General features: G+C 60.5%; 23 protein-coding genes. 11 read left to right on the forward strand and 12 right to left on the reverse strand.

Annotated elements, in window-relative coordinates:
- Window positions 1-19: 19 nt before the first annotated feature.
- A complete protein-coding gene (locus AYM40_RS16665) occupies window positions 20-1,003 on the reverse strand; it encodes a formylglycine-generating enzyme family protein (RefSeq protein ID WP_063497169.1) in 984 nt (327 codons plus the stop codon).
- 86 nt (window positions 1,004-1,089) lie between these two features.
- Complete coding sequence (locus AYM40_RS16670; protein WP_082855112.1) at window positions 1,090-2,115, reverse strand: formylglycine-generating enzyme family protein; 1,026 nt, start codon at window positions 2,113-2,115, stop codon at window positions 1,090-1,092.
- Window positions 2,116-2,500: 385 nt separating this feature from the next.
- Here AYM40_RS16670 and AYM40_RS16675 point away from each other — a divergent pair, with 385 nt between their 5' ends.
- Window positions 2,501-3,625 (forward strand): ISAs1 family transposase, encoded by a 1,125-nt coding sequence (locus tag AYM40_RS16675; protein WP_063497171.1) that lies wholly within the window; start codon window positions 2,501-2,503, stop codon window positions 3,623-3,625.
- A 377-nt stretch (window positions 3,626-4,002) separates the two neighbouring features.
- On the opposite strand, the gene AYM40_RS16680 is transcribed toward AYM40_RS16675, so the two are convergent.
- A complete protein-coding gene (locus AYM40_RS16680) occupies window positions 4,003-4,347 on the reverse strand; it encodes a DUF3579 domain-containing protein (RefSeq protein ID WP_063497172.1) in 345 nt (114 codons plus the stop codon).
- Window positions 4,348-5,778: 1,431 nt separating this feature from the next.
- Here AYM40_RS16680 and ltrA point away from each other — a divergent pair.
- The 3 genes from ltrA (at window position 5,779) to AYM40_RS16695 (ending at window position 10,032) form a co-directional block, all read left to right on the forward strand.
- Window positions 5,779-7,479, forward strand: coding sequence for a group II intron reverse transcriptase/maturase (gene ltrA / locus AYM40_RS16685; RefSeq protein WP_063497173.1), 1,701 nt, complete (start codon window positions 5,779-5,781; stop codon window positions 7,477-7,479).
- A gap of 158 nt (window positions 7,480-7,637) precedes the next feature.
- Window positions 7,638-8,567, forward strand: a complete 930-nt coding sequence (gene argF, locus AYM40_RS16690; RefSeq protein WP_063497174.1) for an ornithine carbamoyltransferase — start codon at window positions 7,638-7,640, stop codon at window positions 8,565-8,567.
- A gap of 238 nt (window positions 8,568-8,805) precedes the next feature.
- A complete protein-coding gene (locus AYM40_RS16695; protein WP_063497175.1) occupies window positions 8,806-10,032 on the forward strand; it encodes an argininosuccinate synthase in 1,227 nt (408 codons plus the stop codon).
- Between the two features lie 255 nt (window positions 10,033-10,287).
- On the opposite strand, the gene murB is transcribed toward AYM40_RS16695, so the two are convergent.
- Entirely contained in the window at window positions 10,288-11,328 is a 1,041-nt protein-coding gene (gene murB / locus AYM40_RS16700) for a UDP-N-acetylmuramate dehydrogenase (RefSeq protein WP_063497176.1), read from the reverse strand.
- Between the two features lie 185 nt (window positions 11,329-11,513).
- Here murB and AYM40_RS16705 point away from each other — a divergent pair, with 185 nt between their 5' ends.
- Window positions 11,514-11,999, forward strand: a complete 486-nt coding sequence (locus tag AYM40_RS16705; RefSeq protein WP_063497177.1) for a YajQ family cyclic di-GMP-binding protein — start codon at window positions 11,514-11,516, stop codon at window positions 11,997-11,999.
- Between the two features lie 218 nt (window positions 12,000-12,217).
- Here the strand turns inward: AYM40_RS16705 and plsY are convergent, their stop codons facing one another.
- The gene (gene plsY, locus AYM40_RS16710; RefSeq protein ID WP_063497178.1) at window positions 12,218-12,862 is read right to left on the reverse strand and encodes a glycerol-3-phosphate 1-O-acyltransferase PlsY; all 645 of its coding nucleotides are present in this window, start codon (window positions 12,860-12,862) and stop codon (window positions 12,218-12,220) included.
- A 113-nt stretch (window positions 12,863-12,975) separates the two neighbouring features.
- Complete coding sequence (gene ybaK, locus AYM40_RS16715; RefSeq protein ID WP_063497179.1) at window positions 12,976-13,467, reverse strand: Cys-tRNA(Pro) deacylase; 492 nt, start codon at window positions 13,465-13,467, stop codon at window positions 12,976-12,978.
- A 348-nt stretch (window positions 13,468-13,815) separates the two neighbouring features.
- On the opposite strand from ybaK, the gene AYM40_RS16720 reads away from it, so the two are divergent.
- A complete protein-coding gene (locus tag AYM40_RS16720; protein WP_063497180.1) occupies window positions 13,816-15,378 on the forward strand; it encodes a class I adenylate-forming enzyme family protein in 1,563 nt (520 codons plus the stop codon).
- Window positions 15,379-15,583: 205 nt separating this feature from the next.
- Here the strand turns inward: AYM40_RS16720 and xerD are convergent, their stop codons facing one another.
- The 3 genes from xerD to queG form a co-directional block, all read right to left on the reverse strand.
- A complete protein-coding gene (gene xerD, locus AYM40_RS16730) occupies window positions 15,584-16,519 on the reverse strand; it encodes a site-specific tyrosine recombinase XerD (RefSeq protein WP_063497182.1) in 936 nt (311 codons plus the stop codon).
- On the reverse strand, window positions 16,516-16,986 hold the full coding sequence (locus AYM40_RS16735) for a methylated-DNA--[protein]-cysteine S-methyltransferase (protein ID WP_063498078.1): 471 nt from the start codon (window positions 16,984-16,986) through the stop codon (window positions 16,516-16,518). The genes xerD and AYM40_RS16735 overlap by 4 nt, the downstream gene beginning before the upstream one ends.
- A 150-nt stretch (window positions 16,987-17,136) precedes the next feature.
- On the reverse strand, window positions 17,137-18,378 hold the full coding sequence (gene queG, locus AYM40_RS16740) for a tRNA epoxyqueuosine(34) reductase QueG (protein ID WP_063497183.1): 1,242 nt from the start codon (window positions 18,376-18,378) through the stop codon (window positions 17,137-17,139).
- A 17-nt stretch (window positions 18,379-18,395) separates the two neighbouring features.
- Between queG and tsaE the strand changes: the two genes are divergently transcribed.
- The gene (gene tsaE, locus AYM40_RS16745; protein ID WP_063497184.1) at window positions 18,396-19,004 is read left to right on the forward strand and encodes a tRNA (adenosine(37)-N6)-threonylcarbamoyltransferase complex ATPase subunit type 1 TsaE; all 609 of its coding nucleotides are present in this window, start codon (window positions 18,396-18,398) and stop codon (window positions 19,002-19,004) included.
- Window positions 18,986-20,572 carry an N-acetylmuramoyl-L-alanine amidase gene (locus AYM40_RS16750; RefSeq protein ID WP_063497185.1) on the forward strand — a complete coding sequence of 529 codons (1,587 nt, stop codon included), beginning with the start codon at window positions 18,986-18,988 and terminating at the stop codon, window positions 20,570-20,572. The genes tsaE and AYM40_RS16750 overlap by 19 nt, the downstream gene beginning before the upstream one ends.
- Window positions 20,573-20,667: 95 nt before the next feature.
- Here AYM40_RS16750 and AYM40_RS16755 read toward each other — a convergent pair whose 3' ends face one another.
- Window positions 20,668-21,069 carry a type II toxin-antitoxin system VapC family toxin gene (locus tag AYM40_RS16755; protein WP_063497186.1) on the reverse strand — a complete coding sequence of 134 codons (402 nt, stop codon included), beginning with the start codon at window positions 21,067-21,069 and terminating at the stop codon, window positions 20,668-20,670.
- The gene (gene vapB / locus AYM40_RS16760; protein WP_063497187.1) at window positions 21,069-21,302 is read right to left on the reverse strand and encodes a type II toxin-antitoxin system VapB family antitoxin; all 234 of its coding nucleotides are present in this window, start codon (window positions 21,300-21,302) and stop codon (window positions 21,069-21,071) included. Before vapB ends, AYM40_RS16755 begins: the two co-directional genes overlap by 1 nt.
- 169 nt (window positions 21,303-21,471) lie before the next feature.
- Between vapB and AYM40_RS16765 the strand changes: the two genes are divergently transcribed.
- Entirely contained in the window at window positions 21,472-22,347 is an 876-nt protein-coding gene (locus AYM40_RS16765) for a pirin family protein (protein ID WP_063497188.1), read from the forward strand.
- A 156-nt stretch (window positions 22,348-22,503) separates the two neighbouring features.
- Window positions 22,504-23,352 carry a thioredoxin gene (trxA, locus tag AYM40_RS16770; protein WP_063497189.1) on the forward strand — a complete coding sequence of 283 codons (849 nt, stop codon included), beginning with the start codon at window positions 22,504-22,506 and terminating at the stop codon, window positions 23,350-23,352.
- A 181-nt stretch (window positions 23,353-23,533) separates the two neighbouring features.
- Here trxA and tcdA read toward each other — a convergent pair whose 3' ends face one another.
- Window positions 23,534-24,391, reverse strand: coding sequence for a tRNA cyclic N6-threonylcarbamoyladenosine(37) synthase TcdA (gene tcdA, locus AYM40_RS16775; protein WP_063497190.1), 858 nt, complete (start codon window positions 24,389-24,391; stop codon window positions 23,534-23,536).
- A gap of 244 nt (window positions 24,392-24,635) precedes the next feature.
- On the opposite strand from tcdA, the gene pdxH reads away from it, so the two are divergent.
- Complete coding sequence (pdxH, locus tag AYM40_RS16780) at window positions 24,636-25,277, forward strand: pyridoxamine 5'-phosphate oxidase (protein WP_063497191.1); 642 nt, start codon at window positions 24,636-24,638, stop codon at window positions 25,275-25,277.
- Window positions 25,278-25,301: the final 24 nt, after the last annotated feature.

The following is a 25,301-nucleotide window of genomic DNA, read 5'->3' on the forward strand; positions in this document are numbered from 1 at the left end:
GATTCACCTTTTCGTTAAATTAATTTGATAGATCAACAGCAAGTCGAAATCCGATAGCACTATCACGCGTTTCGGTCTTATATGCGTGTCGAACGGATGAGCGAACGCCAATCGGAATCGTTGCCCAACTGGCCCCTCGCGCTGTCTTCTTTGAACAATCCGGAAAATGAAAATCCTCTGGATCATTTGAGTAGGTAAATTGGAAACAATCGGAAACCCACTGATACGCGTTGCCGAGCATGTCGTACAAACCCCATGGGTTTGGCCTGAACGATCCGACCGGCGAAGTTTCGACGTATCCGTCTTCGCAATCTACGTAGGCGGCCGCTGGGTCTAGATCTCGCGCGGACACATCTCTTGCATTTTCATATGCGCATTGCTCAGAACGCTTACCATCCCAATATGAACGGGTAACCGTACCGGCACGCGCCGCATACTCCCACTCGGCCTCGGTCGGCAGCCGGTATTTTCTAGCCTTGCCAGCGGGCAATTTTGAATTCAGCCACGCGATAAACTTCTGCGCGTCCGCCCATGAAACACAGACAACCGGATCATCATCACTCTGGCTGAACCCCGGATCTTTCCAGTCCGCACGGGAGTTAGGCCACCATCCCTCGCCGTTGTAAACAGAACATCCCCTACCATCAAATTCGGTCTCTTTTGCGAAAATCGAAAACTGTTTCCTCGTCACGTCGAATTTAGCAATACCAAATGACTTGACAGACACGGAATGCTGCGGAGTTTCGTCCTCGTACATCGATGCATAATTCTTTTCACCCTCGAAGTCTTCCTTCCTCGCGCCCATCATGTATTCACCAGCCGGAATAACAACCATCTCAGAGCAGACGTCACAGTCCTTAAAATGCTTCAACGCATTAAGGGCTTCTTTCCCCTCAGATGTCACGGAAATCAGGCAGAATGCCACTGGCAAAATAATTTTCCATAAGCCCGGCATCGACACTCTCAAGCGGCAAAGCGCATGAAACATCAAATATTTTTTCATTCCAGTTCTTCCAAAAACTGCAGTCCTACAGTGTCCGCATTCGATTTAGACTACCGTTACTCCATTCACGGTCACCACTTGATCAACTACCTTGATAGATCAACAGCAAGTCGAAATCCAATAGTGCTCCGACGCGCCTCTGTCTTATACGCAATTCGGTTCGCCGCGCGAACGCCGATGGGAATCGTCGCCCAACTGCCTCCCCGCGCTGTCTTCATTGAACAATCCGGAAAATGGAAATCTTCTGGATCAGTTGAATAGGTAAATTGCGAACAATCGAAAACCCACTGATAGGCGTTACCAAGCATGTCGTACAGGCCCCATGGGTTCGGCCGGAATGATCCAACCGGCGATGTTTCTATGTATCCGTCCTTGCAATCTACGTATGGCGCAGTGGGGTCCAGATCTCGTGCGGACACGTCTCGTGTATTCTCATACGCGCATTGTTCTGAACGCTTATCACCCCAATAAGTACGGGCGACCGTGCCGGCGCGCGCGGCATATTCCCACTTGGCCTCGGTCGGCAACCGATGTTTTCCGGCCTTGCCATCGGGTGTTTTAGAATTCAACCATACGATAAATTTCTGAGCATCCGCCCAGGAAACACAGACAACCGGATCATCATCGCTCTGGCTGAACCCAGGATTCTTCCAGTCCGCGTGGGAGTCGAACACCCACCATCTTCCGTTATAAGTTGTGCAGCCCCTGCCATCAAATGCGGTTTCGTTTGAGAATATCGAAAATTGCTTCCTCGTCACATCGAACTTCGCGAAGCCAAATGATTTAACGGACACCGGATGACGCGACGTTTCGTCCCTGTACATCGATGCATAATTCTTTTCACCCTCTAAGTCCTCCTCCCTGGCGCCCATCATGTATTCGCCAGCCGGGATAACAACCATCTCCGAGCAGACGTCACAGCCCTTAAAATGCCTTAACGCATTAATGGCTTCTTTCCCCTCAGATGTCACAGAAACCAGACAGAATGCCACCGGCAATAAAATTCTCCACAAACGCGGCATCGATACCATCAGGCTGCAAAGTTCAGGAAATGCCAGCTTCTCTTTGATTCTGTCTTTTACAAACCAAACACCTGCGCACGCCGCTTGCATATACAGACCTTTTATTTCTGGACAGGTGTGTCTTGATCCCGACTCAGAGTTGATGTTAGTTCTTATCCTCTTGCATTCTGAAACACAATCTGGACTTTCAATCGCTCAATTAGCGAACTAGATAGGCTTGAGAAACTCTGCGACACAAGAATATGTGTGGAAATCGCCAGAATCTCCTCTTGTATAGATCGCTTGGGTTGCGACCCTTTTACTGATTTGTTGATTTTATTTACGATCAGTGGCGCCTCTATCGGACAAATCCGAAAAATGCATTGCGCGCAAGGCCATCCCAGGGCGATTGCACGAAACGTTACAGAGGGTTGCGAAATGCTTGTGAGCCCGGTTGAAAGCGCGTTTACGCCAGCTTTTGTGCCCGGGAAAAGCGATGCAGGAAGACGTGCTCAGTATCGAAGAGGCGTTTGGCGATTTGCGCGATCCGCGCAGCCGCACGCCGGCCCATGATCCGACTGAGATGCTGGTGGTGGCGCTGTGTGCAGTCCTGTCGGGCGCCGATAGCTGGGTGGCGATCCAGACGTGGGCCGAGGCGAAGCTGGAGTGGCTGCGACGCTACCTGCCGCTGGTCAACGGCATCCCGTCGCACGATACATTTGGGCGCGTATTTGCCGCGCTCGACGCGCAGCAGTTCGAAGCCTGCTTCATACGCTGGACTGCACATCTGTGCCCGGCACTGGTCGATCAGGTGGTGGCCATTGATGGCAAGACCGTGCGCGGCTCGCATCGTGGCCAGGAGCGCGCGCTTCACCTGGTGTCGGCCTACGGCAGTGGCCTGGGTATGGCGCTGGGACAGGTGCGCACGGCGGACAAAAGCAACGAGATCACGGCAATTCCGGAGTTGCTCGATGCGCTGCTGCTCAAGGGTGCGATCGTGACGATCGACGCGATGGGTTGCCAGCAACGCATTGCCGGGAAAATTATCGAGGCGCAGGCCGACTACGTGCTGGCGGTTAAGGACAACCAGCGGGCACTTGCGCGCCTGGTGCGTGGCGTCTTTGATTCATTGGAGCGCTGCCCAGAACTGCACGCGGGCACGTTTGACGAATACCGCGAGATCGACAAGGATCACGGCCGTATCGAGACACGGCGTTGCGTGGCCCAGGATATCTCCTCGCGCTGGCCCGGCAAGGTGGACGGGCGCTGGCCGGCACTGCGCTCGGTGGTCATGGTCGAGGCGACGCGCGAAATCGCCGGGGTCGCCTCGACGCAGCGCCGCTATTACATCAGTAGCCTGCCCGCTGACGCCTGCCGCATCGCTCATGCAGTACGTTCTCACTGGCGCATCGAAAACAACATGCACTGGGTGCTGGACATGGCCTTTGGCGAAGATCAATGCCGCGTGAGAGTTGAAAATGCAGCGCAGAACTTTGCGATCCTGCGTCGCATCACCATGAACCTGCTCAAGCGCGATACGAAAACCAAGGTCGGGCTGAAGATACGCCGCCTCAAGGCCGGTGCCAACGATCAATACCGAGCCAGCCTGCTGGGCCTATGAGCTTCATGCAATCGCCCTGAAGGCCATCCGGACAGTCACCCATGCCGGTGGTTGAGGGGAATCATGTTGAGGAGAGGGGCATCCGAATGTCTGTCGGCGGCGTGGTTACGGTCGACACCCGTAACGCAATCAGGCGCCCCATTAACGCGAAGAGTAAATCGCGGCCAAGCGGAATTGAGTGGCACGGCGAATGCGGTGCCAGTGCTGAACGGCCGAACGATCCGCATAGCCGGCTATCCCACCGCAAAGCGCGCCGAATGCGAATACTTCCAAAGAAACGGGCGACGTGGAATTTTTGCTGCTACCTCCAGCACAGTGTGAATACTGCGCCGTCACCCAGAACCGCTGTTGAATGCGGCAACCGGCAGCGCCGCTCCTTAGCGCGCGCTCCTGGCTTGCTGCGTGGCGTACTCGGGAGGCAACTCACACGCCTCAGTCACGAGGAGATCATTGTCTTTCGCAAAGTTGAGAACGAAATCGAAGGCCATCGGCTCGATGTCGCGCAAGCGCGAATCGAGAATCACGCATTTGAGGCCACCGATAATGGTGGGCCGGACGTACAAGGAGTATTGCAGGTAAGCGTTCGGTCCCTTGCCGCCCGGGCTGGGACCGAAGCATGCCATTACGCCTGCGAGCCGCTCCGACCAATCACTCGGCCGAAATTTTTTCCCGGTCGACGTGATGCCTTGAATGAAATATTCGGTTGGAGCTGCTTCGGCCATGTAGGAATACCTGTGTGACTGCCCAGCGGGATGACGGCAAAGCTGACTGCAAAACGGCTTTGGGATGCCTGACACATCGGCCACGCCTGAATGGCGAGCGGTGCCGCCAGAAACCGCGAAGGGCCGCACAAGCCGCCTCGGCGCTCATCATGACGGCGCACCACGAGGAAACTTTCCGGAGCGCGCAAGCCGTGTCCCGCAAGCTCAATACCGGCCTGCCAAGCTTAGGGATAACCGGCAGATTATAGCGCAGCGGACCCTTTCCCGCAGCGCACACAAGCCTCGTTTGAGGGTTTCGAAAGGCTTTCAGACAGCTTGCCCAGCCTTTTGGCCGACTCGTCAAACGGGGCGAAATCCTTTATGCTGCATTGAGTTGTGCGACACGCATGCTCGTGTCCGTTAGCCCACGTTACGGGCATCGACCGCAGTAGATGTGCTTTAGGCCCCTAGGGGCAATTTCTAGTAGCTGAGTGTGTGGTCCTTCGGGACTACGCCCCATATTTGTGAAGCGTGACCCGGGCATTTCCAGCCGGAGGATCGCATTGTATTGACCTGATTACCGTCAGGTCCCGCCCAGTCAGCGGCTTCATCCCCGCCGACAAGGCGGGATGTCGTGTGCAATTCCTGTGCTTTCAACGGCAACGGATTCGCAAGCCGATACGAGCGAAAGCTCGGTGTGTCATTGTTTTGCCTCGTCTGAGTCCGGGTGAGGAAGTGAACCTGCTGTACGACCAGCAGTAGCCTAGGAAGACATGCGTCACTGGCAACGGTGGGGTGTGAAGCTCTTCTGACAATGTAGCCCCCGGATGTTTCGGGCAGGTCTTTTCCGTGAGGGATCGACTTGGAGACTCCTAGCAGCGATGGGGTTGAGGAGCTAGGCTGACTGATAAGGTTAACAGATGTGAACTGCTGATAAACCTCGTAAGCAGCGTTGTGCCTAAGCTGCTATCAGGCACTGACCAAAAGGTATGTGGTCGGATAACCCGTTGACTCATCGGGTTACGTCGTCGTGACGACCACCGGGGAATAGGCAGAACCTAAGTCAGTCGTGTGACATGCCGGGAACGTGGTAAGCCTGTATGGTTGCCAGCGCAGTTGGCTGGCAGGCGAACCGTAAGGGACGCTGTTGATTGTGCAGGTATGGGAGGACGGAGAAAGCGAATGCCGGGCTGTAACGGTCCGGATAGGGGTTGAGACATTACCTCACGCGATAAGCGGGCAGACTTCCGTCTGGTCTACCGTCGCAAGACGGCTGACTACCCTCTGTAACTTGGTTAGATACGGGTGCATGCGCCCGTATTGAGGTGTTTGTCCGAGATATGGGTGCATGCGCTCATATTGAGGTGTCTGTTGTTCCCCAGCGGGGTGTGTCTTCCCCGCTGGGGGAGATGCGCCTTCTGCCGGGGATCTAATCCAAGGTAGGAGAGCAGCATGAAAGTATCTGGTCGAAAGACTGGATCTGCGCTTTCCCACGCGCCGGACAGCTGGTACGCCGTAGATTGGCGTCGGGTTGAGCGGAACGTGAGAGGGATGCAGATTCGAATTGCGAAGGCGACGCGGGAAGGCAAATGGCGCAGGGTGAAAGCCCTGCAACGGATGCTGACCCGCACGTTGTCCGCGAAGTTGTATGCGGTACGACGTGTTACGCAGAACCAGGGTGCGCGAACGGCTGGAGTCGATCGCGAGCTATGGGATTCGCCTGAAAGCCGGTGGGAAGCCATCGGCAGGTTGAAGCGGCGCGGATACAGGCCTCTGCCATTACGGAGAGTCTTTATCCCCAAGGCCAATGGGAAGGAACGCCCGCTGGGCATTCCGACCATGCGGGACAGGGCGATGCAAGCTCTGTATCTGCTGGCATTGGAGCCAGTGTCGGAATCGACGAGCGACCCGAATTCGTATGGATTCAGGCTAAACCGCTCGACGGCTGACGCCATGTCCCAGATTTTTCTCCTCACGTGCCGCAGCGTTTCGTCGCAATGGGTACTGGAGGCGGATATCAAGGGCTGCTTTGACCACATCAACCATGAGTGGCTGGAAAACAATGTCCCGATGGACAGGGAAATTCTCCGCAAGTGGTTGAAGGCTGGCCTGATTTACAAGGGGCAGCTACAGGCGACTGAGGCCGGTACGCCGCAGGGAGGGATCATCTCCCCGACGTTGGCTAATGTGACGCTGAACGGGCTGGAACGGGAACTGATTGCGCACCTCGTTGCGAAATTTGGGGTCGCGAAGGCCAAGAAGCTGAAAGTGAATGTGGTGCGGTACGCGGATGACTTCGTGATTACCGGCGACTCGCAAGAGGTGCTGAAAAGCGAAGTCCGCCCTTGGGTGGAGGCATTCCTCGCAGTTCGAGGTCTGCAATTGTCCGAGGAGAAAACGCGGGTCACGCACATTGACCACGGCTTCGACTTCCTTGGGTGGAATTTCCGGAAGTATTCGGGAACGCTGCTCATCAAGCCAAGCAAGAAAAACGCGCAAGCGTTCTATCGCAAGGTGGTGGAAACGATCAGCGGTAACAAGACGGTGAAGCAGGAGGACCTGATCCGGCTGCTGAACCCGATGCTACGAGGCTGGGCGCAGTATCACAGTCCCGTGGTTGCCAAGCAGGCGTACACACGCATGGAGTATCTGGTCTATCAGAGGCTCTGGCGATGGTCGAAGCGGAGGCATCCAAACAAGAACGCCGACTGGGTGAGAAAGAAGTACTTTCACACTGTGGGTGAGCGGAATTGGGTGTTTGGCGCTCCCGTGGTACGGGACGATGGCAGCAAAGGGTTGCTGGAGTTGTACCAAATTAGCGGTACGACTATCAGGCGCCACAAGAAGATCAAGGGAGATTTCACCCCCTTTGATCCCATGTGGGAGCAATATGGCGAGCAGTTGCGGCAGGAGCGCCTGTGGGAATCAATGCGTTACCGCAAGCAATGGGCGAGCTTGTACATGTCGCAGAGCGGGCTTTGTGCGCACTGCGGCTGTCCCTTGACGGACGAAACGGGTTGGCACGATCATCATCTGGAATATCGGATGCATGGCGGGTCAGATGGTTTGTCTAACCGGGTTTTGCTTCACCCACACTGTCACCAGCAGGTACACGTTGGTAATATTGCAGTAGCTAAGCCGGTCTTATCGTAGATAGGACTCTGTTTGTAGGCTCGAGCTGTATGCGGTGAAAGCCGCACGTACAGTTCCTAGGGGGCTCCTCTTCCGTAAGGAAGGGGGGCTACCCTCCACCACAAACGACGGCGGCGCCGTCCGGCAATCCTGCCGGGTGAGACCGCCGTATTTGTTTCATGACCGCCAAGAAAATTCGCCACTACCTGCAGTTCAAGGATTTCTCGCTGGAAGACTACGAGTACGTGCTGGAACGCGCGCGCATTCTGAAACGCAAATTCAAGAACTACGAGACCTACCACCCGCTGCACGACCGCACGCTGGCGATGATCTTCGAGAAAAACTCCACGCGCACGCGCCTGTCGTTCGAAGCCGGCATCTTCCAGCTGGGCGGCCACGCCGTCTTCATGAGCACGCGCGACACGCAGCTCGGCCGCGGCGAGCCGATCGAAGACGCAGCGCAAGTGATCTCGCGCATGGTCGACATCATCATGATCCGCACGTTCGGCCAGGACATCCTCGAGCGCTTCGCCGAGAATTCGCGCGTGCCGGTGATCAACGGGTTGACCAACGAATATCACCCTTGCCAGGTGTTGGCGGACATCTTCACGTACTTCGAGCATCGCGGTCCGATTCGCGGCAAGACGGTCGCGTGGGTCGGCGACGCGAACAACATGCTGTACACGTGGATCGAAGCCGCCCAGATTCTCGGTTTCAAGCTGCGCCTGTCCACACCGCCGGGCTACACGCTCGACCACGCCATGGTCGCTGCTGAAAGCGCACCGTTCTATCAGGAATTCGACGACCCGAACGAAGCCTGCACGGGCGCCGATCTGGTCACCACGGACGTATGGACCAGCATGGGCTTCGAGGCCGAAAACGAAGCCCGCAAGAAAGCCTTCGCGGACTGGTGCGTAGACGCCGATATGATGGCGCTCGCCAATTCTGATGCACTGTTCATGCACTGCCTGCCGGCCCACCGCGGCGAGGAAGTCAGCGCGGAAGTGATCGACGGCCCGCAAAGCGTTGTGTGGGACGAAGCGGAAAATCGGCTGCACGTGCAAAAGGCGTTAATGGAATATCTGCTGCTCGGCAAGCTCAATCACTGAGCGAGTTGCTACACAGCACCTGCGTGAAGCGTGACGGGGCCTTGAATACGAGGCAAGGCATCCACGTTTAACGCCACGCATCGAGCCGGCGTCCGCGAATGCAAACGGAACCGGCTCACCCACCGCACTGCCCCAAAAACGCAGGGAAGCGGCGGTTTAGTGTCAAAATAGTGGTTTCCCGCGCTCCGGAACCGCCGGCGCGCCTTGTTTTCCAGCTTTCTCCAGCTACGAGTTCACCATGAGCGATATCAAGAAAGTCGTGCTCGCCTATTCGGGCGGCCTCGACACCTCAGTCATCCTGAAGTGGTTGCAGGACAACTACGACGCCGAAGTCGTCACGTTTACGGCCGACATCGGCCAGGGCGAAGAGCTGGAACCGGCGCGCAAAAAAGCCCTGCAACTCGGCATCAAGCAGGAAAACATCTTCATTGAAGACCTGCGCGAAGAATTCGTGCGCGACTACGTGTTCCCGATGTTCCGCGCCAACACGATCTATGAAGGCGAGTATCTGCTGGGCACGTCGATCGCGCGCCCGCTGATCGCCAAGCGTCAGATCGAAATCGCCCGCGCCACCGGCGCGCAAGCGGTCTCGCACGGCGCAACCGGCAAGGGCAACGACCAGGTTCGCTTCGAACTCGGGTACTACGCGCTGGAACCGGGCATCAAGGTGATCGCACCGTGGCGCGAATGGGATCTGCTCTCGCGCGAAAAGCTGCTCGCCTACGCCGAAAAGGCCGGCATTCCGATCGAAATGAAGCACAAGCAAGGCGGCGCGCCGTATTCGATGGACGCGAACCTGCTGCACATCTCGTTCGAAGGCCGTCACCTGGAAGACCCGAAGGCCGAAGCCGAAGCCGATATGTGGCGTTGGACGGTGTCGCCGGAACAGGCGCCGGACCAGGCTGAATACCTCGACATCGAGTACGAGCACGGCGATCCGGTCGCGATCAACGGCAAGCGTCTGTCGGCGGCTGAAATGCTGACCGAGTTGAATCGTTTGGGCGGAAAGCACGGCATCGGCCGTCTGGATCTGGTGGAAAACCGCTACGTCGGCATGAAGTCGCGCGGCTGCTATGAAACGCCGGGCGGCACGATCATGCTGAAGGCGCACCGCGGCATCGAGTCGATCACGCTCGACCGCGAAGTGGCCCACCTGAAAGACGACCTGATGGCGCGTTACGCTGCGCTGATTTACAACGGTTACTGGTGGAGCCCGGAGCGCCGCGCAATCCAGGTGCTGATCGACCACACGCAAGAAAAGGTCAACGGCTGGGTGCGTGTGAAGCTGTACAAGGGCAGTGTGTCGGTTGTCGCGCGCGATTCGAAGGAAACGCTGTTCGACAAGACCATCGCCACGTTCGACGACGACGGCGGTGCTTACAATCAAGCCGACGCTGGCGGGTTCATCAAGCTGAACGCGCTGCGTATGCGGATTGCTGAAAACGCGCGTCGTCAGCGCGGCTGACGACATGCGTTTCGGTCAAGCCTAACTTCGCGTAAGCGAAATTAGGCGTCGTGAGGCGCGGGCGGAACCGAAGCGCAGATGCGAAAAAGGCGCCAGGAGACAACTCCTGGCGCCTTTTTCTATTGCAACGTCCCACTTATCCTGTCGCGACGAACCTGCTCCGTGTTCGGCTCCAAACCGCTTCTGCGAGCGCGAGTACCAACGCCCCTGCGCAAATCGCTGCACCACCATTGACCAACGTTTGCGGCTGCCGCGTCACAAACAAACCGGCTCAGCCTCCAACTCCACCCCAAACCGCGCCAGCACATCCCGCTGAACCGCCTTCGCGAGCGCCAACACCTCCGCTCCGTTCGCTCCGCCGAGATTCACCAGCACCAGCGCCTGCCGCTCATGCACGGCCGCGGCGCCCATCGCGCGGCCTTTCCAGCCACATCGATCGATCAACCAGCCCGCCGCGAGCTTCACCCGGCCGTCCGGTTGCGGATAAGACACGACCTCGGGCTCCTTAAGCTTCAGCGCCTCGAACTGCGTTGCCTCCACGACCGGATTCTTGAAGAAACTCCCGGCGTTCCCTAGCTGAAGCGGGTCGGGCAGCTTGGCGCGCCGCACCGCGACGACCGCGGCGAAAATCGCCTGTGCACTCGGCGCTGCACTGGCATGCTCACTCGCAGCCAGTTCACGCGCGATATCCGCATACCCGGCGCGCGGCTGCCACACCTTCGGCAAACGGAAAGTGACCGAAGTAATCACAAAACGGTCGCGCCCTTCCCGCTTGAAAAAACTATCGCGGTAACCGAATCGGCAAGCGTCGGCATCGAGCTCGACTACGGCGCCCGTTTCCAGCTCAATCGCCCGCAGCGACGCAAACCGCTCGCACATCTCCAGACCATACGCGCCGATATTCTGAATCGGCGCCGCCCCCACCGTCCCCGGGATCAGCGCGAGATTCTCCAACCCAGGCAGCCCTTGCGCCAAAGTCCATGCGACAAAGTCATGCCACGGCTCGCCGGCGGCCGCCTCGACGTACCATGCGTCGTGGTCCTCGCGCACGACGCGGCGGCCTTGCAGCGCCACCAGCAGCACCAGACCGGCGAAGTCATCCGTCAGCACGACATTGCTGCCGCCGCCCAGCACCAGCCGCGGCAAGCCGGCGGCACGCGGATCGCGCACGGCAGCCATCAATTGCGCTTCACGCTCGATCCGGCACGCAAACTGCGCGCGAACCTCGAAACCGAAGGTGTTATGCGCCTTCAGCGGATAGCCGGCAATGAACGCGGCGGAGTCGGATTGGGACATCAGAATGAGAAGAATGGAACGACGAACGAAACGGCATCTGGCCCCGGGCCGCGCGACAATGCGCGGCGGCCTTAGGCAAAAGAGAGTGGCGTCGGTAAAATGACGCCAGGTTCGTGATTATAGCGAGTGCCCCGTGAGCAGCCGACCGGCCGCGCCACGCACCGCAGCACTATTGGGAGAAAACAATGCCATCGTTTGACGTCGTCTGCGAAGCGGACATGATCGAAGTCAAGAACGCGATCGAGCAGTCCAACAAGGAAATTTCAACCCGCTTCGACTTCAAAGGGTCGGACGCCCGCGTCGAGCACAAGGAAAGCGAAATCACCGCCTACGCCGACGACGATTTCAAGCTCGGCCAGGTCAAAGACGTCCTGCTGTCGAAAATGGCCAAGCGCAATGTGGACGTGCGCTTTCTCGATTACGGCAAGGTCGAGAAGATCGGCGGCGACAAGGTCAAGCAGGTCATCAAGATCAAGAAAGGCGTGTCCGGCGATCTGTCGAAGAAAATCGTGCGTCTCGTGAAGGACAGCAAGATCAAGGTCCAGGCGAGCATTCAGGGCGACGCGGTGCGCATCACCGGCGGCAAGCGCGACGATCTGCAAAGCGTGATAGCGATGCTGCGCAAGGACGTGACCGATACGCCGCTCGACTTCAACAACTTCCGCGACTGAACGCGCGTCACGCCCGGTACCGGGCGCGGGTTGACGCTCGGCAATGGACGTGCGTTGCGGCTCACCACGGAACGCTTAGCTGCGTTGAGCCTCAGCACCCGGCACGGGTCGAACGCTCAGCACACAGGTGGTGCGCCTTCAGTACGCCTTCAGCGCGCAGTCCGCGAACGAACTAAGGCGCGCCGGCTAGAGCCCGCTTTGGCGCGCCCCGCCCGCACTTAAGGTTCGTTGCCGCCCGCCGCGCTGGCCGCTGCGTCGGCTTTCTTCTTGTCGCCTATGCGGCTTTCCTGGCCATGCATCAGTTTGGCGATATTGCCGCGGTGGCGCCATACCAGCAGCGAGCTCATCACGACAATCGCCAGTGCGATGACATGTGGCCCGAACAGAAAGCCGTCGAAGAGCGGCGCGAACACCGCCGCGGCCAAAGCCGCCAGCGAAGAATAACGTGTGAAGAACGCTACGATCAGCCACGTCAGCAAGGTGGCAATGCCGAGGATCGGGTTGATCGCGATCAGCACGCCGGCTGCGGTCGCCACGCCCTTGCCGCCCTTGAAACGGAAGAAGATCGGATACAGGTGGCCGAGAAACACGGCAACGGACGCAATCGCAACCGACGTATCGTCGAGGCCGTAACGCGCGCCGAAGTGCACCACGAACCACACCGGCAGCCAGCCTTTGAAGGCGTCGCCGATCAGGGTGAGTATCGCAGCCTTCTTGCTGCCGCTGCGCAGCACGTTGGTGGCGCCCGGGTTGCCCGAGCCGTATGAGCGCGGGTCGTCCAGCCCCATCGCGGCGCTCACGATCACGGCAAACGACACCGAGCCGATCAGGTAGGCAACGACAGCAACGATCAGGTTTTGCATCTGGGACTCTTATAAGGATCGGCGGTCTGAAACTCGATACCCCAACCGCAACAGGGAACAAGGCGGCGCACATTCTACCGAACCCACCTGCCCGGAAAACATTCACGCAAACGTCAATCGACGCTCGCGCACTGAACCGGCTTCGCCGCCAGCAGGTCGGTCAATACCTTGGGCTGGATGCTGACCAGAAAACCGCGTCGGCCGCCGTTCAGCCAGATCTTGTCCATCACGAGGATGCTCGACTCGACGTACACCGGCATCTGTTTGCGCGTACCGAACGGCGACGTGCCGCCGATCAGATAGCCCGAATGCCGGTTCGCCACCTCGGGCTTGCACGGCTCGACGCGTTTCGCGCCGATCTGCCGCGCCAGATTCTTGGTGCTGACAGTGCGGTCGCCGTGCATCAGCACGATCAGCGGCTTGGCGTGCTCGTCTTCCATCACCAAAGTCTTGACGACATGATGTTCATCCACGCTAAGCTGGCGCGCCGATTCCTCGGTGCCGCCGTGCTCGACGTAATCGTAAGGATGTTCGCCGAAAGTGACGCCGTGACGGCGCAGAAACTGCGTCGCGGGCGTTTCGGAGACGTGTCTGGATTTGCTCATCGGCGCATTGTAATGGCGAGTTTGCACGACGGCTATTTGCCGAATGGCCAATTGTGCGAGTCCGGCGATTGTGGCACGATCGTTCGCAAATCTTCCGGAGCACAGTATGCTGGGCGCCGAATACGTTTAGCAACCATGTTGCATGGGACCAGCGTTAGACGCTAAGGCGTGTCGACCAGAGTTCGCGCTTTAGCGCGCTACTCTGGTCCCATGCAGAGCACTTACTCTGGTCGACCGCTTTGCATGGGACCAGAGTAAGACGCTAAAGCGTCAACTCTGGTCGACCGCTTTGCATGGGACCAGAGTAAGACGCTAAAGCGTCAACTCTGGTCGACACAGGAGACAGTGTTGAGACTCGATTCATCCACCCGTTCCACGATCGATATTCCCGCGCTGCTGGCAGCCCTGCCCGCGCGTATCGCCGACATTCCAGCGCTCGCCGCCGCGCGCGATCCGCAGCACGTCGCCTTGATCGAGGATGCGCGCCGCCTCACCAATGCGCAACTTCTGGAAGCCGTCGATGCCGCCGCCGCGCTACTGCGCAATTGGGGCGTGCGTGGCGGCGATCGCGTGATGATCGTGGCCGAGAACAGCATCGTGCAGATCGTGCTGCTGTTCGCGACCGCGAAACTCGACGCGTGGGCGCTGGTGTCGAATGCACGCCTGTCAGCAGCCGAACTCGACGCGATCCGTGCGCATGCGCAGCCTCGCGTGGTCGCGTATGCGGTCGAAAGCTCCGCGGATGCCCAACAGCATGCGCAGCGGCTTCAAGCCATCACAGCGCCCGCTATCACACCGGATATCGGTGCCTGGTCGTACACGATCGACACCATCGCGAAAGCCGAACCGGTCGAAGCCGCCAATCACCGCCAATGCGCCGCACTGATCTACACCACGGGAACCACGGGCGCGCCGAAAGGCGTGATGCTGTCGCATCGCAATCTGCTCTTCATCGCGGCCGTGTCGAGCCGCTTGCGCAAAATCGGCCCGGACGATATCGCGTACGCCGTTCTGCCGATCTCGCACGTGTATGGCTTTGCCTCGGTTTGTCTCGGCAGCCTGCACGCCGGCGCCACCTTGCGCCTCGCGCCACGTTTCGCACCGGAAGCGGTGCGTCGCGCGCTCGCCGAAGAACGCGTTTCGATCTTCCAGGGCGTTCCGGCCATGCACGCCAAACTGCTCGAACATCTGCAAACACATGGCCACACGTGGTCCGCGCCGCACCTGCGCTTTGCCTATTCGGGCGGCTCGCCGCTCGACGCCGCGTTGAAAGCGCACGTCGAAAGCGTCTACGGCCTGCCGCTCCACAACGGCTACGGCATGACCGAGAGCAGCCCGACCGTCTCCCACACCATGCTCGATGCGCCACGCAGCGATTGCTCGGTCGGCGAGGTCATCCCTGGCGTTGAGGTGCGATTCGTCGGGCTCGATGGTGTGGATGCCGCGCCGGGCGAAATCGGCGAACTATGGGTGCGTGGCCCGAACGTGATGCTCGGCTACTACCGCAGCCCGGAGCAGACCCGCGCTGCAGTCACCGAAGACGGCTGGCTCAAGACCGGCGATCTCGCGCGGCAGGACACGGACGGTGCGTTGCATATCGTCGGGCGCAGCAAGGAGCTGATCATCCGCTCAGGCTTCAACGTGTATCCCGCGGAGGTCGAGCATGTGTTGAACGCGCATCCGCAGGTGGTGCAGTCGGCGGTGATCGGGCGCGCGGTAGAGGGTAACGAGGAAGTGGTCGCGTTCGTCGAATTGATCGCAGGCGCGAAGGTGTCGCCGGCTGAACTGATCGCGTGGTGCGGCGAGCGTCTCGCGCCATATAAGCGCCCCGCCGAAGTGAAGGTGCTGGCTGCGCTGCCGGCTGCGTCGACGGGCAAGATTCTCAAGCACCGACTGCGCGATTTCGTCTGACGCCATGGTGATGGCCGCGGCGGTGGCAAAGACAGCGACTGCGGTGGTGGCTGTGGCTGTGGCTGTGGCTGTGGCTGCGGCTGTGGCTGTGGCTGCGGCTGTGGCTGTGGCTGCGGTGGTGGCTGTGGCTTTGGTAGCGGCCGCCTTAGCCGCTACCAGCCGCAGCAACGGCAAGCGCATCGCCCCGCGCAGCCGCTAACGAGCCTCACCCCCGCGGGTGATGCTGCGCATGCAACGACTTCAGCCGTTCGCGGGCCACGTGCGTATAGATCTGCGTGGTCGAGATATCCGTATGGCCGAGCAGCAATTGCACGACGCGCAAATCGGCACCATGGTTCAGCAGGTGCGTCGCGAACGCATGCCGCAGCGTATGCGGCGAGAGCGGCGCGTGCACGTCGGCCGCTGCCGCGTGACGCTTGATGATGTTCCAGAACTGCTGGCGGGTCATGCCCTCCGCGCGGCTGGTGACGAACAGCGCATCCGTCGCCCGCGCTCCCAGCAAAGCAGGACGCGCTTCGCGCAGATAGCGTTCGATCCAGCCGTGCGCCTCTTCGCCGAACGGAATCAGGCGCTCTTTCGAACCCTTGCCCATTACGCGCACGACGCCTTCGTTCAGGCCCACTTCCACCGTCTTCAGCGTGACGAGTTCGGTGACACGCAAACCGCTCGCGTACATCAACTCCAGCATGGTGCGGTCGCGCAGGCCCAAGGGCGTGTCGATATCCGGAGCACCGAGCAGCGCTTCGACTTGCGCTTCAGTGAGCGTCGACGGAAAACGCGGAGGTTGCCTGGCTGAACGGATGCGTACCGTCGGATCGATCTTCGTGCGATGCTCGCGCACCGCCCAGCCGTAGTAGCGGCGAAACACCGAGAGCCGCCGGTTCGCCGAGGTGGATTTGTCTTTCTGGCGCGCCGCGCTATAGGCGTCGAGATCGACCTCGCTGGCGGTGTCGAGCGACTTGTCGCGGGTTTGCACAAGCCATTCGCAGAACAGCCGCAGATCGCGGCGGTACGCGTCGAGCGTGTTGCGCGACAAGCCGTGCTCGAGCCACAACGCGTCGCAGAACGCATCGATCGAGGCCGAGCTCGCCACAAACAAAGGTGACGCGGCCGGCGCGTCTTCAGTCACGGTGTCGCTCATGCGTAGGGAATGCCTTCATGCGCCAGAAGCCAGCGCTTGACGTTGCGAAAGAAACCATCTCCGGCGTGATGCGCGAATCCGCCGATGCCGCTCGAACTGACCACCCGATGACACGGAATCACGATCGGGAAGTAATTTGCCCCGCACGCCTGACCGACCGCGCGAGGAGCGCTACCGAGCTGCCTTGCCAGTTGCCCATAGGTCAGTACGACGCCCGGCGGAATGTCGCTGATCGCTTGCCATACGCGCCGCTGAAACGCGGTGCCAACCGCTGCCAGCGGCAATTCGAACTTCGCGGACGCACGTTCGAAATATCGCTCGAGCTGCTCTACGACCTGCTTTGCCAGAAGCGTGTCCGGCGCGACACTCGGCGTCGACTCCGGCAGATAGACGATTTCGCGCACGGCCTCGCCTTCGAGGCGGATGCCGACCTTGCCGAACGGTGCATCGATCACTGCGTTGAACATGGTTGCTTGCTCCGTGATTGGCGGGGCATCTTTCAGATCGCACGGCGGCGCATTTGAATGAGCGCGCGGGTAGTTTGCAAACGCGCTACGCGCCATGACTCGCCGCTTATTTCTGGCACAGCCCCCGGCCCCCGCCCGATTGCCGCTACTTTACGCCGCTTCCAACGCCCATTCCACATGCTCGCGCACCACGACGGAGGGGTCATCGACGCGTAACTTCAGCGCGCTAACAATCGCCTCACGCGCATCCGCACTCAAACTTTCCGACGAGGCCCGCAGCGCATTACCCATCCCCACCGCCAGATTGCGCAGCCAGCTCTCATAGCCGATGCGGCGAATCGCACTGCCCTGCATGCGCGTATCGAACTCCTCCGCGCTCCATGCAAACAACTCGACCAGCGTCGCGCGATCGAGCCCATGCCGCACATCGAAATCCGCGACCGGCGCGGCCTGCGCAAACTTGTTCCAGGGACAGACGAGCTGGCAATCGTCGCAGCCATACACACGATTACCGATCAGCGGCCGCATTTCCAGGGGAATCTTGCCCTTCAATTCGATCGTCAGATACGAAATACAGCGGCGTGCGTCGACCTTGTAGGGCGCCACAATCGCACCCGTCGGGCATGCGCCGATGCAGCGCGTGCAACTGCCGCAATGCGAACCCGGCGTTTCGGGCGCATTGTCGGGCGAGGTCTCGGCATCGGTGGGCAGCGGCACGTCGACGTAGATTTCGCCGAGAAAAAACAGCGAACCGGCATCGCGCTGCAGCAACAGCGTGTGTTTGCCGCGCCAGCCGATTCCGGCCTTCTGGGCAAGTTCTACTTCGAGCACCGGCGCCGAATCGGTAAATACGCGGTAGCCGAACGCGCCGATCTCCGCCTCGATTTTCTCGGCCAGATGTTGCAGACGGTTACGCATTACCTTGTGATAATCGCGGCCCCGCGCATAGATCGACACCACCGCAGCCGACGGGTCCGCAATCCGCGCATGCTCGGCTGCGCGCCAGTCTGGCGGTGCCAGCGGCGTGTCCTGCAATGCGCTTTCGTGCGCCTTTCCACTCAACGTCTGAGCGGGCAAATAGGCGATGCGCGCGGTAATCACACGTCGCGTGCCGGCCACAAGCTCGGCGGGGCGCGCGCGTTTCATGCCGTGTTTCGCCATATAATCCATCTCGCCGTGGCAACCCGCGTCCAGCCATGCTGCGAGCGGCGCCTCGGCAGCGGAGAGATCGGTGTCGCTGATACCGATCGCCCCGAAACCCAGTTCACGGCCCCACGTTTTGATGTTCAGCGCGAGCGCATTCAGCGCCGCTTCATCGAAATGACGTTCGGCACGCGCATCGTCGTTAGACGCAGGCGTGCAGGAAACTGGGGACTCCGGACTTCGGTTCATCACGCCATTTTACGAGAATGCCCGTCAATTCCGATCTCGCGATCCAACCGCCCGCCGATGTCCTGCTCGAACGCTCCTTCGCGCTCGCGGACGAGGCCGCCACCAACGCATTCGGCGAGCGCTTTGCACGGGCAATCGAAAGCGCGCGCGGGTTTCAGCAAACCCCGCAGCAAAACCCGCAGCAAGCAGCGCAACAACACACGCCAGGCGCCGCAGGTCATCAGGCATTCCACGGACTGCAAGTCCAACTAGTCGGCGACCTCGGCGCCGGCAAAACCACACTCGTGCGCGCGACCTTGCGCGGCCTCGGCCACACCGGCCGCGTGCGCAGTCCCACCTACACACTCGTCGAACCCTACGTGCTTGAGCGGGCCGCCGGGGAACTCGCGCTCTATCACTTCGATCTGTACAGATTCACCGACCCGGCCGAATGGGCTGACGCGGGCTTTCGCGAGTACTTCGATAGCGGCGCCATCTGCCTCGTCGAATGGCCAGAGCGCGCCGGGCGTCTCCTTGGCGTGCCGGATCTCGTCTTCGCGCTCGACCTGGACCACGAGGGCGACGGCCGGGTACTCGTCGCGCGGGCATACAGCGAATCAGGAAAGGCATGTCTCGAAAGATGTTGATCAAACCGTTCCGCTCGATCGAATCGGCGGCTACCGCAACGCATAACTGGCGGCGCCGGCAGATTCTGCGCGCGGGCGCGTCCACGCTGGTGCTCGGCCTGGTCGCTCCGCGTCTCGCGTGGGCGAGCTCGGTGCTGGGCGTGCGGGTTTGGCCGGCGCGCGATTACACGCGCGTGACGATCGAGTCGGATCAGCCTTTGCAGAACACGCAGCAGTTGCTGCAGGGTCCGGACCGGCTGGTGGTCGATCTGAGCGGCCTCGATCTCGATCAGGCGCTGAAGGACCTGGTATCGAAGATTACGCCGAACGATCCGCAGATCCAGTCGGTGCGCGTCGGCCAATATCAGCCGCACGTCGTGCGGATGGTGTTCGATCTGAAGGGCTCGGTGAAACCGCAGGTGTTCACGCTGCCGCCGGTCGGCGCGTACAAATACCGGCTGGTGTTCGACCTGTACCCCGCCGTCGCGCCCGATCCGCTGATGGATCTGCTCGCGCAGACCGAGCGCAAGCAGCAAACGCTGGATGAAAACAACGCTCCGCCCGCCACGTTAAGCGGCCCGGGCACCACACCGCCCACCGCCGATAACAGCGAAGCCTTCTTCGAGCGTTATGCGCAGAACGGCAGCGGCGGAACGGCGCCGAGCGCGCCGCGTCCACCGGTGCATATTACGCCGGCGCCTGCTCCCCCTATCCTCGGCAAGCCTTCGACGCCGACGGCGCCCAGCGCGCCGCCCACGGCGCTTGCCCGCAACAAAGGCAGCAATAGCAGTGGCAGCAGCGCCGGCAACCTCGGTGATGACAGCAACGGCGACGATAGCTACGCCTTCACCAACCCGAAAACCGGCAAGAGCAACACGGTGCGTCTGCTCACCGTCGCGATCGATCCGGGTCACGGCGGCGAGGACCCGGGCGCGATCGGCGGCTCGGGCACTTACGAGAAGCACGTCGCACTCGACATCGCGAAGAAGCTGCGCGCGAAGATCGACGCACAGCCGAACATGCGCGCCATGATGACGCGCGACGCCGACTTCTTCGTGCCGCTTAACGTGCGGGTGCAGAAGGCACGGCGCGTGGGTGCGGACCTGTTCGTGTCGATCCATGCGGACGCGTTCACCACACCCGAAGCGAAGGGCTCGTCGGTGTTCGCCTTGTCGGAGCATGGCGCGTCGAGCGCCGCGGCGCGCTGGATGGCGAACAAGGAGAACTCGTCGGATCAGATCGGCGGTATCAACATCAAGTCCGCCGACGCCTCCGTCAACCGCGCGCTATTCGATATGTCGACCACCGCGCAGATCCGCGATTCGATGCGCTACGGCAATTTCGTGCTCAACGAGATCGGCGGTATCAACAAACTGCACAAAGGTTCGGTCGAGCAGGCCGGGTTTGCCGTGCTGAAGGCGCCGGACATTCCGTCGATCCTCGTGGAGACCGCCTTCATCAGCAATCCGGACGAAGAGCGCCGCCTGAACGACGACGCGTATCGCGACAAGATGGCCGACGCGATCATGAACGGCATCAAGCGCTATTTCGCGGCGAACCCGCCATTGGCGAAGAACCGCATGACCTGACGCCAACGCGGCATGACATCGCATCACGCCGGGTCATGCCGCGTTGGCGTCAGTTGAGCGGACGTCGCCTCACGCGACAGTGCGTTAAAGCGTAACTAGCCGTTCAGCCAGTTTTCCACGCGCAGCCCCGGATACGCGGCGAAGTCACGTTCGTTGTTGGTCACCAGCACCACGCCGAGCGCCACGGCATGTGCCGCGATTAGCTCGTCGAACTGATCCTTCTTATGCTCACGCGTCGCCTCGCGAATCGGACCATACGCGCTTGCTGCAGCGCTGTCGAACGGCATGACCAGAATATCTTCGGCGAGTGCCGCCAGATTGCGGCGCTCGCGCGCACGGTTCGCCGATACCGCCACGCCGTATTCGAGTTCTGCAAAAGTAATGGCAGACATCACCACATCGCCGACGAAACATTCCGCAAAGCGCTTCGCAACCTGTTCCGGCTGGTTCTTCATCAGGTAGATGCAGATATTCGTGTCGAGCATGTAGCGCGGCATTACAAATCCTCGCGCTCGGGCTGCTCGTGATCTCCACGTCCTTCGGACATGAAGTCTGGCCCGAATTTGGCGAATTTCTTGAGCACGCCGGTCAGCGGACGCCGGGTTGGACGGATCCGCAATTCTTCGCCAACTCGTTCGATTTCAACCTCGACGTCGGCGCGGTCGAATGCCAATTCGGCTGGAATACGCACCGCTTGCGAATTGCCGTTGCGAAAGACTTTGGTGAGCATGCTGAACTCCTGCTGCGGATGTACGCCGGATGTACAAGCTAATACTATAGCCATCCGCACCGTCAATGTAAATACATGTGTGTACATGACATGCGGAATGCGGGCGTAGCCTTAACCGCAGTAGAATCATCCATTAAGCAAATCCCCCCCCTTTCAGCCGAGCCTGCCCATGTCTTCCTCGATCAAAGCAGTTCTCAAACCCCATCTGCGCGACGTCGGCAACCTCAGCGTGCGCCGTGTGCTGCCGGCCATGGCGGCACGCCTGATCGGCCCGTTCATCTTCTTCGATCATATGGGTCCCGCCGCGCTCGAACCCGGTGTCGGGCTCGATGTGCGTCCGCACCCGCATATCGGCCTCGCCACCGTCACGTATCTGTTCGAGGGCTCGATCATGCATCGCGACAGCCTCGGCTCCGAGCAGAAGATCGTCCCGGGCGACGTCAACTGGATGACGGCGGGCCGCGGCATCGTCCATTCCGAACGCACGCCGCCTGAAGACCGCGCGAGCGGCCAAACCGTGCACGGCATCCAGACCTGGGTCGCGCTGCCGCTCGAGGACGAAGACATCGCACCGTCCTTCTCGCATCACGCGGCAAACACACTGCCGGTGGTCGAGCGCAACGGCGTCACGCTGCGCGTGATCGCCGGCACGGCGTTCGGCGAAACCTCGCCGGTCGCGACCTTTTCCGGCACGCTGTATGTGGCCGCGGAATTCGCCCCGGGCGGCGCCTTCGCGCTCGAACCGGAGCACGAGGAACGCGGTGTCTACCTGGTGGACGGCGATCTGGAGATCGACGGTACGCCGCTCGAAGTGGGGCAGATGGCCGTGCTCGCGCTCGACGAAACCGTCACGCTTGCCAGCAGCCACGGCGCACGCGCAATGCTGCTGGGTGGCGAGAAGCTGGATGGCGAGCGCTTTATCGAATGGAACTTCGTCGCCAGTTCGCGCGAGAAGATCGAAGCCGCGAAGCTGGCTTGGACCAATCAGGAGATGGGCCAGGTGCCTGGCGAAACCGAATGGATTCCGCTGCCGACAAGAAAATAAGTGAACGTGGCGGCACCCCGTGCGCTCGCCACCGGCAAGCTCGCAGTCTGTGCGGGCATGTGCGGCCCCGGCGGCCTGCATCCGCCGCGTTGAATCATTGAATTCGCGGCACTCGGCCCCAACTAGCCAACAAACCGTTTTATCGACGAGGACGCAATGGACACCACTCTGGCCACTTTCGAACAGGACGTCATCACGGCGTCGACACTGGCCCCTGTGCTGGTCGATTTCTGGGCGCCGTGGTGCGGCCCCTGCAAGACGCTCGGCCCGATGCTGGAGAAGCTCGAAGCCGAAGCCGCCGGCAAATGGAAGCTGGTAAAGGTAAACGTGGACGAGAACCAGGAACTGGCCGGACACTTCCAGGTACGCAGCATTCCGCACGTCATGGCGTTTGCCGACGGCCAGCCGGTCGATCAATTCGTCGGCGTGCTGCCGGAAGGTCAGTTGCGCGAGTTTATCGAGCGCCTCGTGCCGCAAGGCGCGGACGCGGCACGTCTTGACGCGCAAGCCGCGTTGGCTGACGGCCGCCGCGAGGATGCCTACAACGCGCTGCAAGCCGCACTCGCCTACGACCCAGGCTTCGACGAAGCACGCATGGACCTCATCGAGATGCTGCTCGAAGATCATCGCATCGACGAAGCGCGCAATGAAGTCGACCTGCTGTCGCCGAAAACCACGCAGGGGATCGACGCCCGCTTCAACGCGATCAAGACCCGGCTCGATGCGGTGGACGCCGCGGCTGATCTGCCGCCCACGGATGCGCTCGAAGCCAAAGTCGCAGCGAATCCGGACGATCTCGAAGCACGCTTCGATCTGGCTAGCGCACTTATCGCCCGGCGCAAATACGAAGGCGCGCTCGAACACTTGTTGGCGATCGTGCAACGCGACCGCACGTTCCGCGACGACATCGGCCGTAAAACGATGCTGTCGGTGTTCGATCTCGCCACGCATCAGCCGGAACTGGTGTCGCAATGGCGGCGCAAGCTGAGCGCGTTGTTGTTCTAATCGGTACTGTGTTCAGGTGCGGCGACGGTGCCGCGCCTGAATGCGCTGCGGCATACGCTGCAACGACTCGCTCCCTCGCAGTCGCTTAATGCCTTGCGGCCCGCTCGTGTCTTTATTGCCTTCCAGCTTTACCGCCTCACCACACACCTGCCCGGCTCCCGGCTTCAAACACCCCACCACTTCAACCCGCAGCCTGCCTGGCCAACGCCCGCAACACATGCGCGGCCGCGGCAAAACCGAAGCTCGCGGTCACGCACACGCTCGATCCAAATCCCGCACAGTTCAAACCCACCGGTCCCGTATGCCCCGGCGACGTCGTGACGTGCTCCGCTTCCTCGTCGATATCGCACACGGCGGCCTCCGGATAGATCAGCGGCTCATCGGAATACACCGCGCTCACCTTGAACTTCGCCTTCGGGCCGCGCGGAAAGCCATGCTGCTTACGCAACTGCCCGCGCACTTTCGATAACAACGGGTCCTGGGTGGTCAACGCGAGATCGTCGATCCGAATGCGCGTCGGATCCAGTTGGCCACCCGCGCCGCCCACCGTAATCAACGGCTGCTTCTTCTCGACGCACCACGCGATCAACGCGGTCTTGGTGCGCACGCTGTCGATCGCGTCGATCACGTAGTCGAAACCGCCGCCGAGCGTCGCCGCGAAATTGTCCGGCTCCACAAAGTCTTCCACCAGCCGCACGTCGCAGAACGGATTGATTGCCGCGATGCGTTCGGCCATCGCCTCGACCTTCGGTTTTCCATAATTACCGTCCAGCGCATGGATCTGGCGGTTAGTGTTGCTCTCGGCGACATTGTCCAGATCGATCAAGGTCAGCGTGCCCACCGCGCTGCGCGCCAACGCCTCCGCCACCCAGGAACCGACCCCGCCGATGCCGATCACGGCGACGTGTGCCCCTTCGAACGCAGCGAGCGCCGGTGCGCCGTACAGGCGGGCAATGCCGCCGAAGCGCCGCGCGCGGTCGGCGGTTTCACTCCCGTCGAGGCTGGTAGTAAGATCGGAATGCGCGGTGGTGCTGGACATGGTGGAAGGCTCGTTCAAAGCAGGCAAAACACAAAGTGGTACAAACTGGTACAAACGCTCAGGCGTTCGCAGCCCGTATTTTGCCTGATCGCGACGATCCGCACGGCCGCACCCACTTATGCACGAATGGCCGCAGAACGTAGGGGCGTCGATGTCCACACAGTGCGGCGGGCCTTGATCTGGTCGCGCGCAAAGAGTTCACGCCTTGGCTATACTGGTTGTACTGTAGCGTTCGCATAAGAATATGACCTCACTCGCCGAACTTCGAAAAAACTATTCGCTGGGTTCTTTGGACGTTGCCGATATCAACCGCAACCCGTTTCGTCAATTCGACACGTGGTTTCAGCAAGCGGTAGACGCCCAATTGCCCGAACCGAATACGATGACGCTGGCCACTGTCGACTCGCGCGGCCGGCCGTCGGCGCGCATTGTGCTGATCAAAGGCGTCGACGAGCGCGGCTTTGTGTTCTTCACCAACTACGAAAGCCGCAAGGGCCGCGAACTGGCCGCCAATCCCTATGCGAGCCTGCTGTTCTACTGGATCGAACTTGAACGCCAGGTGCGCGTTGAAGGCCGCATCGCCAAAACCAGCGCGGAAGAAAGCGATACGTATTTCGCGTCGCGTCCGCTCGGTTCACGCATCGGCGCGTGGGCATCCAATCAAAGTCAGGTAATTGAAAGCCGTTCGCAGCTCGAAACACGCGAACGCGAAATCATCCTGCAATACGGCGACCAACCGCCGCGCCCACCGCACTGGGGCGGCTATCGTTTGGTACCCGAAGCAATCGAATTCTGGCAGGGCCGGCCGTCGCGTTTGCACGATCGTTTGCTCTACACGCGTTCAAGCGAAAACAGCAACTGGCAAATCTCCCGCCTTTCGCCTTGAATCGAAATACAAGACCGTACGCGC

It is taken from the genome of Paraburkholderia phytofirmans OLGA172 (assembly GCF_001634365.1).
Lineage (GTDB): Bacteria > Pseudomonadota > Gammaproteobacteria > Burkholderiales > Burkholderiaceae > Paraburkholderia.